General features: G+C 34.1%; 13 protein-coding genes. 9 read left to right on the top strand and 4 right to left on the bottom strand.

Features of this window, described 5'->3' with window-relative positions; genetic code table 11:
* Positions 1-81 precede the first annotated feature (81 nt).
* On the bottom strand, positions 82-429 hold the full coding sequence (locus tag VK90_RS10850; protein ID WP_048372681.1) for a DUF4257 domain-containing protein: 348 nt from the start codon (positions 427-429) through the stop codon (positions 82-84).
* A gap of 196 nt (positions 430-625) precedes the next feature.
* Here VK90_RS10850 and VK90_RS10845 point away from each other — a divergent pair, with 196 nt between their 5' ends.
* From VK90_RS10845 to VK90_RS10825, 5 genes are all read left to right on the top strand, one after another.
* Positions 626-1,153, top strand: coding sequence for a DinB family protein (locus VK90_RS10845; protein ID WP_048372679.1), 528 nt, complete (start codon positions 626-628; stop codon positions 1,151-1,153).
* A 182-nt stretch (positions 1,154-1,335) separates the two neighbouring features.
* Entirely contained in the window at positions 1,336-2,385 is a 1,050-nt protein-coding gene (rsgA, locus tag VK90_RS10840) for a ribosome small subunit-dependent GTPase A (RefSeq protein ID WP_048372676.1), read from the top strand.
* A 210-nt stretch (positions 2,386-2,595) separates the two neighbouring features.
* Positions 2,596-4,578 carry a HAMP domain-containing methyl-accepting chemotaxis protein gene (locus VK90_RS10835; RefSeq protein ID WP_048372674.1) on the top strand — a complete coding sequence of 661 codons (1,983 nt, stop codon included), beginning with the start codon at positions 2,596-2,598 and terminating at the stop codon, positions 4,576-4,578.
* A gap of 194 nt (positions 4,579-4,772) precedes the next feature.
* Positions 4,773-5,078, top strand: coding sequence for a hypothetical protein (locus tag VK90_RS10830; protein ID WP_048372672.1), 306 nt, complete (start codon positions 4,773-4,775; stop codon positions 5,076-5,078).
* A 304-nt stretch (positions 5,079-5,382) separates the two neighbouring features.
* Positions 5,383-5,751: a DUF3979 family protein gene (locus VK90_RS10825; protein WP_048372670.1), complete on the top strand. Its 369-nt coding sequence runs from the start codon at positions 5,383-5,385 to the stop codon at positions 5,749-5,751.
* A 34-nt stretch (positions 5,752-5,785) separates the two neighbouring features.
* Here VK90_RS10825 and VK90_RS10820 read toward each other — a convergent pair whose 3' ends face one another.
* On the bottom strand, positions 5,786-6,826 hold the full coding sequence (locus VK90_RS10820) for a YkvI family membrane protein (protein ID WP_048372668.1): 1,041 nt from the start codon (positions 6,824-6,826) through the stop codon (positions 5,786-5,788).
* Between the two features lie 241 nt (positions 6,827-7,067).
* Here VK90_RS10820 and VK90_RS10815 point away from each other — a divergent pair, with 241 nt between their 5' ends.
* From VK90_RS10815 to VK90_RS10805, 3 genes are all read left to right on the top strand, one after another.
* Positions 7,068-7,511 (top strand): Dps family protein, encoded by a 444-nt coding sequence (locus VK90_RS10815; protein WP_002171502.1) that lies wholly within the window; start codon positions 7,068-7,070, stop codon positions 7,509-7,511.
* Positions 7,512-7,611: 100 nt separating this feature from the next.
* Entirely contained in the window at positions 7,612-8,067 is a 456-nt protein-coding gene (locus tag VK90_RS10810) for a DUF3939 domain-containing protein (RefSeq protein WP_048372666.1), read from the top strand.
* 247 nt (positions 8,068-8,314) lie between these two features.
* The gene (locus VK90_RS10805) at positions 8,315-9,259 is read left to right on the top strand and encodes an alpha/beta hydrolase (protein WP_048372664.1); all 945 of its coding nucleotides are present in this window, start codon (positions 8,315-8,317) and stop codon (positions 9,257-9,259) included.
* A 45-nt stretch (positions 9,260-9,304) separates the two neighbouring features.
* On the opposite strand, the gene VK90_RS10800 is transcribed toward VK90_RS10805, so the two are convergent.
* Both VK90_RS10800 and VK90_RS10795 read right to left on the bottom strand, forming a co-directional pair.
* A complete protein-coding gene (locus VK90_RS10800) occupies positions 9,305-10,306 on the bottom strand; it encodes an LLM class flavin-dependent oxidoreductase (protein ID WP_048372662.1) in 1,002 nt (333 codons plus the stop codon).
* 104 nt (positions 10,307-10,410) lie between these two features.
* On the bottom strand, positions 10,411-10,602 hold the full coding sequence (locus tag VK90_RS10795; protein WP_048372660.1) for a DUF3896 family protein: 192 nt from the start codon (positions 10,600-10,602) through the stop codon (positions 10,411-10,413).
* Between the two features lie 185 nt (positions 10,603-10,787).
* Between VK90_RS10795 and VK90_RS10790 the strand changes: the two genes are divergently transcribed.
* Positions 10,788-12,254: a flavin monoamine oxidase family protein gene (locus VK90_RS10790; RefSeq protein ID WP_048372658.1), complete on the top strand. Its 1,467-nt coding sequence runs from the start codon at positions 10,788-10,790 to the stop codon at positions 12,252-12,254.
* Positions 12,255-12,268: the final 14 nt, after the last annotated feature.

The raw sequence follows: 12,268 nt of genomic DNA, 5'->3' as shown, positions 1-12,268 counted from the left end.
AAACACCCTTTCTTCTGACAAACGACGCAATAGAAAATATTTATTTTTTATTATAACAATAATTTTTAAAGAAAGTATAGATTAACGTCGTAATAGTTTGTCAATTTCTTGAATTTTCTCATCAGCTTTCCCAATTTGCGTATTTTTAGCCTGTTCACCACCTAAAGCTTGATGAAGTAAAAATGTTTGACCTGAGATGGCAGTTACAATAGATACTTTTATAATTTCTTTTATTGTGGTGACATCGAATAAAACGAGTCCAAGCAGTGCAGCTAGGCTACCGGTAAATATATCGGTTAAAAACCCAAAGTGGAAAAACGTTTTTAGACGGCGTGGGAGCAATAACTTGCCTTGGTTATTGATCAGATGGGAAACGAAGCCAGTAATGCCACCAACAAGAACCGCAGTTAGCCATTGATACATTTCCATCGAATCCACTCCTTTTAGTGAATAAGATTCGATTTTTACATATTGAATCCTTTTAATATTTCAAATAAGCATATTGAGAAAATTTGTTTAGGTAAAGTGCTTATTCAATTTAATTATAACAGAAAAATCTGATATATTTCAGTCTATTATATGAAGCATTTTTTCACTAATATGAATTCAGAAAGGGGTGCGTGAAATGTATATAGATTATCGAATAAGAAGTGTAGATGGTTATACAAAAAATATAGGGGAACTAGTAAGTATGATGGAGCATACGCGGGCAGTAACATTACAGGAAATAGATGATTTAGCAGTGGAGCAATTGGATGTAATAATGCCGAGTGGTGAGAATTCAATTGGTGCTTTACTAAAGCATATAGCTGCTATAGAAAAAGTCCATCAGCTTATTTCTTTTCAAAATCGTGATTTTACAAAAGAAGAATTAGAAATATGGGAAGATGCACTGTATTTAGGGGAAGCGGGGAGATTTATTCGTGGCTATGAAATACAGTATTATGTACAACTTTTACAGAAAGTTCGAGAGGAAACATTAGAGTGTTTGAGACAACAGGATGATGAATGGCTAATGTCAGAAAGAAAGTGGCCTAACGGCGTAGCGTATAATCAGCACTACCTTTGGTTTCACGTGCTAGAAGATGAAATTAGTCATCGTGGACAAATTAGAATGCTAAAAAATAAGTTATTTGAAAATTACGTAAAATGAGGTAGCTTTTTAAAGATATATTCCATATAATGAGAGTAATTAAAATGAGAACGGGGTGATGTATTATGGCGAAATTGACTTATATGAATAATAAACCAAATACAAAGGTGGATGGAAAGGGCGATACTATATAAGTGAGCGCACTATCCTTCCACTTAGCTTAAACTAGGGAGGATATCAATTTGAACCAAAATATTTTAGAATCGTTCGGCTGGGATTCTTTTTTTGAAGAACAAGCTGTGGAGAACTATGAAGTAGGGCGTATTTTACTTGAGCATAAGCATATATATCGGATTATTTGTAATGATGGTGAATATGTAGCGGAATTGTCTGGAAAATTTCGTCATGAAGCGTTAACGAAGGGCGATTATCCGGCAGTTGGTGATTGGGTGTATATAAAGAAAATAGAAGGAGAGAGAAAGGCGATTATTCATCGCGTTTTTCCAAGGAGAAGCTCTTTTTCTAGACAAGAGGCTGGCTACCGAACTGAGGAACAAATTATAGCTACGAATGTGGATTATCTATTTTTAGTAAATGCTCTTAACCATGATTTCAACGTAAGAAGGATGGAACGTTATTTGCTATTGGCTTATGAAAGTGGTGCAATGCCTGTTATTGTTTTAACGAAGAGTAGTTTATGTGAAGATGTGGAACAGAAAATTACAGAAACTGAAGCAGTAGCAATCGGTGTTCCAATCTTCGTTATTGATAGCATAGCGTACGTTGGAATCGAATCATTACAACAATTTGTAGCTCCAGGTAAAACAATTGCTTTAGTTGGATCTTCAGGTGCAGGGAAATCTACTTTGTTAAATGCATTAATAGGAACAGATGTAGCTAAGACAGGAGATATACGTGAAGAAGATAGTAAAGGGAGACATACGACAACTCACCGTGAGTTGTTCCAACTACCGAGTGGCGGTTTAGTAATTGATACTCCTGGTATGAGGGAACTTCAACTTTGGGAAGGAAGTGCGGCAATTCAAACCACATTTTCTGATATTGAAGATCTTGCAAAAACATGCCGCTTTCGAGATTGTAAACATGAGGGTGAACCAGGATGTGGAGTACGCAGCGCTATAGATAATGGACTTATAGCAGTAGAGCGCTTGCTAAGCTATAAAAAGCTGCAAAGAGAACTGGCATATGTTATGAGAAAACAAAACATTACTCTGGCAAGAGCAGAACGAGATAGATGGAAAAAGATTTCTAAACAACATAAAAAAATATAAAAAACCAAAGGGTTTATTCCTTTGGTTTTTTATATTTGTAAATTTTATAATAATATTATTCATATATATGGACAAAAAGAATTTATTTGTTTAAACTTTACAAAGTGTTCATCAAACAAAATTGTAAAAATAGAACTAGGGAATGGGATATATTCATAACTAACTCTGTATTATCTTTAAAACTTAATATTGAAATGTAGGAGGTTTATAATGAGTAAACTATTAAGTTGGTTTCGGGATATGAAAGTAGCAAAGAAGTTATTAACTTCATTTTTTGTTATTTTAATTGCGGCTGTCTCTGTTATTGGGGGCATGTCTTATGAAACAGCTAAAAAGAATTTTGAGTCACAAATTATGAATAGTGCTAATGATAATATAAAAATATTGGATAATTTAATTAATCAAATGATCGAAGCAAAATTCAATGATGTGAATAACTTCGCACGAGTGATTCGCGGTGATATGTATCAAGGGGATAATCAAGATGAAATAAGGAAAATGCTATCTCAATATATCAACTTAAATAAAGATGTTGAACAAGTATATGTTGCAGGAAATGATAAGAAATTTGTACAAGAACCAAATATACAAATGGCAGCAGATTACGATCCAACGACACGTTCTTGGTATAAAGATGCAGTGAATAAGCAAGGTGGAATTGTTGTCACTGAACCATATAAGGCACAAGGAAATGGACATATTGTCGTAACAATTGCAAAACAAACAGAAGATAAAAATGGTGTTGTTGCAGTAGATTTAAGCTTAGATAATTTATTGAAAACAACAAAGTTAATCAATATTGGTAAAAAAGGCTATGCTTTCATTTTAGATGGGAAGCAAAAAGTAATTGCCCACCCTCAAGAGAAATCGGGCGACAAAGCAGATGATGCTTGGGCTAAGAAGATTTATGAAGATAATCATGGGACTTTTTCATACTCTTATGGTGGTAGTGAGAAGAAAATGGTATTCGCTACAAATTTAAAAACAGGTTGGAAAATCGGTGGGACGATGTACTCAAATGAAGTAGTTGAAGCTGCTCAACCTGTTTTTTATAATATGTTAATTGTTATGCTGATTTCATTAGTTGTAGGAGGAGCGCTTATTTATTTCGTGACACTTTCTATTACGAAACCGTTAAAGAGATTAGTTGTCACTTCTAAAGAAATAAGTGAAGGGGACTTAACTCAAACGATTCAAATACATTCAAATGATGAAATTGGTCAACTCGCTAAAGGGTTTAATGAGATGACCCATTCATTACGTACATTAATTGGAAGGATTAATACTTCAGCAGGGCATGTTGCTGCTGCATCTGAAGAGTTAACAGCAAGCGTCAGACAAGCAAGTGAAGCGACTGAACAAATTACAATGGCAATGGATGAAATATCAAGTGGGGCAACGACGCAAACATCAAGTGTTGAAAATGGTGCCATGTTACTGTTTGATGTAACAGAAGGGATTCAGCATGTAGCAAATAGTTCATCATCTATTAATGCTGCTTCTGCTCATACTCGTGAAAAAGCAGAAGATGGCGGAAAACTAGTCGGAAAAACAGTAAATCAAATGCAGTCTATTGCGGAATCTGTTTCACAATCAGATGCTGTTATTCAGTTGTTGAATAACAAATCAAAGCAAATTGGTGATATTTTAGAAGTAATTCAAAATATTGCAGATCAAACCAATCTTCTAGCTTTAAATGCAGCAATTGAGGCTGCAAGAGCTGGTGAGCATGGAAGAGGCTTTGCAATTGTTGCTGATGAAGTACGAAAATTAGCAGAACAATCTAGCGTTTCATCAAGTGAAATTAGTAAATTAATTTGTGAAATACAAGATGATATGAGTAAGACAGTAAAATCTATGAATAATGTAAATGAAGAAGTTCAATCTGGACTTGTTATCGCTAATGAAACGAAACAAAATTTCACTGAGATTTTACAATCTACAAATGAAATTGCTGATCAAATAAAAACGATGGTTGAAACGGCTAATGGAATGTCAAAAGGTGCAAATGAAGTATCTATTTCAGTTGGTCAAATTGCAATGACAGCACAAAATAACTCGACGAGTACACAAAGTGTTGCTGCGTCAGCTGAGGAGCAACTGGCTTCCATGGAGGAAATTGGTTCTGCAGCTGGTACATTATCTCAAATGGCTGAAGAGTTACAAGTGTTAATTGAAAGGTTTAAAGTGTAAAAAGAGGAGGCTGTCTCAAAATAGCATTTGTGCTATTAGAGACAGCCTTTTTAGCTAATAGGTAAAGGGAAACAGAAACAGTGAGATATAAATGATTAGAGGTTCACTTTATTTAATGTTTGTCGAAAAATAGAGGAATTTGTTTAGTGGGTGTATAATTAATATAATATAGACTACGTTTAAAGGAGATCATTATGGGAGTATATTGGGGAACGAAAAGACATTCATGGCTTAGTTATGTCTCATTTTGGTTAAGTATTTTATTCTTTGTTGTTTTTTTAATTGAAGTGTTTGTATTTAAAACACTTTCAAATAGCTCAATACAAATCGTTAAATACTTTTATTTTATATTTGTACCATTAAACATCATTCTTAGTTTAAGGTTATTATCTAGGAAGAATGAAAAGAAAGTATTACCGATTTTTAGTTTAATTGTATCGCTATTATTTGCATGCTTAATTATAGTTTTAGCATTAGTAGCGACGGGAAAATTTTTTTGAGGGAAGAGTGATACAAGTCACTCTTCTTTTTTATATAAAATCCAAAATATTTATCCCGCTATTTTCGGGCTGCCCGTAAAAGCCTGATTGGTGTGGGCTAATAAATCAGTAGGAGATTAGTTGTCAACAAAAAGCTATACTAGTGAGCAGAGAATGAAATAAGAATACTATATGTTTTATATGTGTTTATGAAGCAAATGAATGGGGTAAGATTCTTGATATATGGTACAATAAACATGGATAGTGATAGAGATAAAGGGTATATAAAATACTCATCGTTTTTTAGTAAGAGAGGGGTTATCTTATGCTATACGAGGATTTGGTGACATTATTTCAAGTTGCTCCACTAGAAGCGGGAAGAGACGGCTGGAAATATATAATCCAGGAACAAAATGATAAATATGAAATTGTTGATGAAATGTTAAAAAAACAAATGAGTGTTGAATTATATTTTAATGAATATGATGAGGTGAAAATCACTTTATATAAAGATGGAAGCCCCATTACTACTATGCAAAGAATTGCTATTTCGAAAGTTGAGTTAGACGAAGAGGAAGATGGCATTCAATTCGTTTTAGAACGCATGCCAAGTCGAATGATTCGATTGCAATTAAAGCCATACCTTGCAGTGGAGATGGGGCCATACTGGGAAGTATGTGGAGACTGTGAATGAACATGAAAAAGCATCCGTATACACGGATGCTTTTTCATGTTTTTTGAAGTTGTTTACAAGCAATAATCGGTAGTAGAATGATGCTCACCCAACCAATAATAGGATATAAAATATGAAGAAGCTCACTATAACCGATGTAACTAAAGCAATAACTAATTAGTAATATGAAGTAAATAATATGGTTGCTTTTCCATCCGGTAATGGATTGCATTTGTTTTGTCATTCCGAATATATTCCCAACTAATGTTGTGAACACTTCACCAAAAATGATAAGAACAAAGAAAAAGTGGAAAGTTGCATTAAACCTTCTTACAACTTCAGCCATTGGGATGTTGTATTGATAAAATTGTTCAACTGATAATATTGCTAAGTGGCTACATAATAAAATAAAGCAAAGCCCCGCGCCACCTAAAATACCACCCCATAAAATAGCTTTTCGATCTTTTACTTCACTGGCCAATGGAACGAGAACACTTTGGGCGAGAGAAAGATTTAATGCGACATATGTAATAGGGCTAGTAATCCATTTCATATTCCAACTTTCTGTAGGAATGGTGTTAATAATAGGAGTTGAATCATGAATAAAAGTTGTAATGGCGAGTCCGATAATAAAGATCATCATAATAGGTACAACGAGCGTATTTACTTCAAAAACACCTTGTAATCCTCGGCTCCCAATAATGAGACAGGCGATGACTGTGATGAAAATGCCAAGTTGTCTCGGAAGGCGGAGTTGTTCTTCAAATACTGCTCCGGCTCCTGATAACATAACGCTCGTTACACCAAATAATACGAGTAATAATAATGTGTTTACGACATTTCCAAATACATCCCCAAATAAGTATTTGTTGAATTCTTGAGCTGAAAATGCCCCGATTTGTGATGAGAGTAACATCATCTTAGTGCCGAGCCAAATAAAAAAAAATCCACTTATACATATGCCAATTGTCCCGTACAATCCGTTAACTGTAAAAAATTCAACAATTTCTCGCCCAGTAGCAAATCCAGCTCCAACGACAGTTCCGATATAAGTAGCAGCGACTTTCTTTGCTACTTGCCATTGTTGATTGTCCATGTTATCCCTCTTTCTTCTATGATGAGCTTGACTTACTATTATGCATATGTGTAAGCTTGGACGATTAGACATATGAAGTAGTTGAAAGAATACATGAATTATATGATATTAGGGAAATATTAAAGGTGTTAAAACTTTGTTACATATAAGCTGTTCACTCGAGAGAATAGGAAATGTATGGTAGAATGTAATTGAATTATTAAAAGATAATAATTATAAAATGATAAGAGGAGTGGATTGTATGAGTACGAAAACAAATGTTGTTGAAGTATTAAACAAGCAGGTAGCAAACTGGAATGTGTTATATGTGAAATTGCATAATTATCATTGGTATGTGACAGGACCACACTTCTTTACATTACATGAGAAATTTGAAGAATTTTATAATGAGGCTGGAACATATATTGATGAGTTAGCAGAACGTATTTTAGCGTTAGAAGGAAAACCGTTAGCGACAATGAAAGAGTATCTAGCAACTTCAACTGTGAGCGAAGGAACAAGCAAGGAGTCTGCAGAAGAAATGGTACAAGCTTTAGTAAACGATTTTTCTGCACTCATTCAAGAGTTAAAAGAAGGTATGGAAGTAGCTGATGAAGCTGGTGATGAAACATCGGCTGATATGTTATTAGCAATTCATACGACATTAGAACAACATGTATGGATGTTAAGTGCATTCTTAAAATAAAAAATTATAAAAAACTCTATTGAAAAATTCTTTCAATAGAGTTTTTTATAATTTTTCAGTTTTCTTTTATGCTATAATATAGTGAAAAGGAGGCGATGCGATGTTTCGCTTTTTCAGAACTGGAAAAGAAGAGAGGGAAATTACGAAAGACGAATTAGAGCAAGCGATGGCTAAGTTTCTAGAAACGAATGCTAATATCGTTTATACAGTCTTAGTAAATGATGATTACACTGTAAATTATGATTTGTTAAAGCCCTATTTACCTGCATTTCCAACAAATCTTTTTCTTATTACGAAGGAAACGCTTGAAGTATTTGAACATACAGAAGAAAATTTAAAACTAGTTAAAGAAATTGATGTCGTACAAAAGGCAGTAGATCAATATGTAACTGAAAAAGAAATGTTCCCAATTGTTGAAAATAGCGAAGATCGCCTCGTATGCGGAATGAAACTAGGACCTTACTTAAATCGTATATTAAAAAGAAACTTATATATTTCAGAAAAACATTATTTAGTTTCAAGTAAACCAGATAAGAAAAAAAAGAATAGTAGGTAGATGTGATGCAAACAACAATAAATATATTGTTGTCTTTTTTTGGTTATTAAAATATTGATTTTTCAGTCTATTTAACTTTATACTAAAACTAGTAGATAGAAAGAAGCGATGTATTATGCGTATACATACATTAGTTAGTAAATATCATTCTGAGAATCGGCTATTGTTAAGTTATAGAATACACCGTGACCACAGAATGGTTTAATAGTTCGAGAAATAAGTAAAAAGGTTACGGGGGAACTACAATATGAAAAATAACATGACGTATATTAAGTTGTTAAATGAAACGTTAGATTGTTATGCAAATAAAGGAAGTTTTGAAGCGTACACTTATATAATGGAACATGCTAAAGGTGTAGTGGGGAATGAGGCGCAAATATATAATTTTAAATATGCATTAGCAAGTGCAGCTGGACTTGAAGAAGAAGCGTTGCATTTAATGAAGGAAGCAATTATAGAAAATGGATTTTGGTATGGAAATGAGTATTTAATTTCCGACGACGATTTAAAACCACTACATAAATTTGAAGAGTTTCATAAAATGGTTCAATTATGTAAAGAAAGAGAAGAATTAGCAAAGAAAACAGAACGAGCAGACGTGAAATATATTTACAGCAAGAAAAAGGGAAATCTACTACTTACAATGCATGGTGATCAAGAAAATATACAAATAATAGAACCATATTGGAAATCAGTTTTGACACAAGATTATACGTTAGCTTTACCACAGTCTTCGCAAATTCAGTTTTCAGATGGGTTTGTTTGGGATGATATAGATAGAGGGAAAGAAGAATTAAAAGAGCATTACGATAAGTTTATAGAAAATCATACAGTAGAAAATGTAGTAATTGGTGGTTTTTCTGCTGGAGCAAGAGTAGCTTTATATACTATTTTACAAAAAGATATAAATGTGGATGGTTTTATTTTTATGGCACCGTGGCTTCCAGCGATTGAAGAATGGAATGAGTTGCTGGGGATGTTACAGGATAAAGGTATAAAGGGATATATAATATGTGGCGATCAAGATGAAGATTGTTATGAAGTCACGCAGCAATTTGTACAGTTATTAAAGGATAAAGATATAGAACATAAGTATAAAGTTGTGCCTAACTTAAAACATGATTATCCTAATAATTTTGATGAGTTATTAAAAGAAGCTATTGAATATATAGGAAGCAAAAACAATATGTAGTAAGAAAGGGAGGTGCATCATATGTGATGTATCTCCCTTTTGAAATTATAAATTAAAAGCGTCAGCCAATAAGCGATAAGAGTTTAATTTGTCTTCAAATTGATGTGTGATTGTGACAATCATAAATTCTTCGGTATTGTATGCTTTGCTTAAGTTTAATATTTTTTCTTTCACAGATGATGGGTCACCGACGATCATACGTTGGCGATTTTCTTTAATGCGGAATAGGTCATAAGCACTATACGAATAATTTTGAGCAGTTTCGATAGATGGAGTACCAGTAGTCCGTTTTCCTTGTTCTAGTAATAAGATTGATAAATCTAAACTAGAAGCAATTTTTTCTGCTTCTTCGTTTGTTTCGGCACATATTACAAAAATAGCGACGATTGATTTTGGTTTATCCCCTAAAAATGAAGGCTGGAATTGTTCCTGGTAAGCCCTCATAACTTCTGGACCTCCGAAGCCATTAATAAATTGTGCAAATGCAAAAGAAGCTCCATTGTGCGCCGCAATTTTAGCACTCTCTCCACTAGAACCGAGCATCCACATTTCAGCTGATGTGTGGATTATAGGAGTAGCTTTTAAGTTTGCATAATGATGGTTTTCAGGTACTTTATCATGTAAGTACATTGCGACATCTGCAATTTGTTCCGGGTATTGATCAAGTGAGACCATTTTTCCTTCTTGTAATGCACGAGTTGCTATAGGCATACCACCAGGTGCTCTACCAATACCAAGGTCGATGCGGTTTGGATAAAGTGCTTCTAAAACGCGGAAATTCTCGGCGACTTTATATGAACTATAATGTGGCAACATAACACCGCCAGAACCAACTCTAATACGATTCGTTTTCGCTGCAATATGAGAAATAAGTATTTCTGGACTTGAACCAGCTAAGCTTACAGAATTATGGTGCTCGGATACCCAAAAACGTGTAAATCCGAGTTTTTCAACTTCTTGTGCAAGCGTAACTGTATGTGAAAAAGCTTCAACTGCTGTGCTACCATCTGAAATAGGTGATTGGTCTAATACACTTAATTTGATCATAGAATATACCTCTCAATCTTAATGTACATCCTATTATATATTTACTTACGAAAAATGCGTAATGAAATGCTCAAAAGGAAAAGCGGATAATATTTTATCCGCTTTTAACGAGAAAACCCTCGTTCATAATGATTCATTTCGACTAAGTTTAAAATATATTCGTAGTTATCAATTTCTAGATATATTTGCTTACGTTCTTCTTCAGAAAGTTTAACGTTAGTAAGTTTTTTACAAAGCTGCTCTTTCTTTAATTCTAAATGTTTTTTTGTTGCGTGATAGTCATAAGTACGTTTCATGTGTATTCACCCTTTCCCTACAGTTACTATATATATTTATTGTATGAAGCGCGTAGAAGGGGGAGAGCTACACCATATGTATTTTTAGTGAATCTTCAAATTGATATGGTGTTATGTTTAAGGGGATTTATGAATAAAATGCACTAAACCACTAATGCACATTTTATGAAGTAAGGGGTGGGATTGTGCAAAAAGATATAATGTTTGATACACAGGCGGATGTAAAGATAATAGAGAAGGGATTGCAAAAGACAACACGTCCGAAACAAATTATTATAGTTGGGGCCGGTATGGCTGGATTAGTTTCGGCATCTTTACTGAAGGACGCAGGGCATCAAGTAAAGATTTTTGAAGCGAATAATCGTGTAGGAGGCCGAATTGAGACAGTCAGAATGGAAGATACCGGATTATACTTAGATGTTGGGGCGATGAGAATTCCGTATTCGCATACATTAACGATGGCATATATAAGAAAGTTTGGGCTACAGGTGAGCCCTTTTATTAATAGAAATGAAACAGATATTATTTATGTCAATGGCCGGAAAACGACATTGAAACAATACGAAAAAGACCCGAGTATTTTAAGGTATCCTGTTGAGATGAATGAAGAAGGGAAAACTTCTGAGGAATTATTATTGTTAGCAGTTCAACCAATTATAAATTTTATTAAAAGAAACCCAGAGAAAAATTGGGACGTTGTAGAAAAGGATTTTGGGAAGTACTCTACAGGGCAGTTTTTAAAGTATCATCCTTATCAATATAATACGTATTTTTCACCGGTAACGATTGAAATGATAGGAGTTCTACTAGACTTAGAAGGTTTTTTGGAAAGGTCATTCATTGAGACATTACGTTTTTTATACATTATGCAAGAGGAAAGCGGATTTTGCGAAATAATAGATGGGAACGATAGATTACCAAAGTCATTTTTACCACAATTAGAAGAAAATATTATATATAACCAAAAATTAATGAAACTACATCAACAAGCTAATGGTGTGACAGCTTACTATCGGAATGAGGAAACTTTTGAATATAGTAGCATAACAGGTGATATAGTTATTGTTACAATCCCTTTTTCAACAATGCGATTTGTGGAAGTAGATCCATTTGATTCTATATCTCATGCGAAATGGAAAGCAATTCGTGAATTGCATTATATGCCAGCTACAAAAATAGGAATTCAGTTTAAAAGTCGTTTTTGGGAGGACCAAGGGCAATTAGGGGGGAGAATTATAACAGATCTTCCTATTCGTTATGCCTATTACCCAAGTCACGGCATCGGTTCAAAAGGACCAGCCATAATGCTTGGGAGTTATACGTGGTCATACGATGCATTGCTATGGGATGGTTTATCAAAAGGTGATCGCATCTATTACACACTACAAAATTTAGCAACAATATTAGGTGAGCAAGTATATGATGAGTTCATGTCTGGAATATCAAAAAGTTGGACATTAGATCCATATGCACTGGGAGGGTTTGCACTTTTTCAAGCTGGTCAAGAATCTGAATTACAACCAGCCATTGTAAAACCTGAGGGGAGAATATATTTCGCTGGAGACCATACAACACTATATCACGGATGGATTCAGGGTGCGATTGAATCTGGAATTCGTGTGGCGGCTGATGTGAATGAGGAAAATGTATAAAATTCAGAAATTTC

It is taken from the genome of Bacillus sp. LK2, from assembly GCF_001043575.1.
GTDB lineage: Bacteria > Bacillota > Bacilli > Bacillales > Bacillaceae_G > Bacillus_A > Bacillus_A paramycoides.
Note: the sequence above shows the minus strand (reverse complement) of the source record. Positions and strands in the feature narration are given on the sequence as shown.

Excerpts from the sequence above, each read along its gene's own strand:
- VK90_RS10850 (WP_048372681.1), bottom strand. The coding sequence starts at position 429 with ATGGAAATGTATCAATGGCTAACTGCGGTTCTTGTTGGTGGCATTACT.
- VK90_RS10845 (WP_048372679.1), top strand. The coding sequence starts at position 626 with ATGTATATAGATTATCGAATAAGAAGTGTAGATGGTTATACAAAAAAT.
- VK90_RS10835 (WP_048372674.1), top strand. The coding sequence starts at position 2,596 with ATGAGTAAACTATTAAGTTGGTTTCGGGATATGAAAGTAGCAAAGAAG.
- VK90_RS10830 (WP_048372672.1), top strand. The coding sequence starts at position 4,773 with ATGGGAGTATATTGGGGAACGAAAAGACATTCATGGCTTAGTTATGTC.
- VK90_RS10825 (WP_048372670.1), top strand. The coding sequence starts at position 5,383 with ATGCTATACGAGGATTTGGTGACATTATTTCAAGTTGCTCCACTAGAA.
- VK90_RS10820 (WP_048372668.1), bottom strand. The coding sequence starts at position 6,826 with ATGGACAATCAACAATGGCAAGTAGCAAAGAAAGTCGCTGCTACTTAT.
- VK90_RS10815 (WP_002171502.1), top strand. The coding sequence starts at position 7,068 with ATGAGTACGAAAACAAATGTTGTTGAAGTATTAAACAAGCAGGTAGCA.
- VK90_RS10810 (WP_048372666.1), top strand. The coding sequence starts at position 7,612 with ATGTTTCGCTTTTTCAGAACTGGAAAAGAAGAGAGGGAAATTACGAAA.
- VK90_RS10805 (WP_048372664.1), top strand. The coding sequence starts at position 8,315 with ATGAAAAATAACATGACGTATATTAAGTTGTTAAATGAAACGTTAGAT.
- VK90_RS10800 (WP_048372662.1), bottom strand. The coding sequence starts at position 10,306 with ATGATCAAATTAAGTGTATTAGACCAATCACCTATTTCAGATGGTAGC.
- VK90_RS10795 (WP_048372660.1), bottom strand. The coding sequence starts at position 10,602 with ATGAAACGTACTTATGACTATCACGCAACAAAAAAACATTTAGAATTA.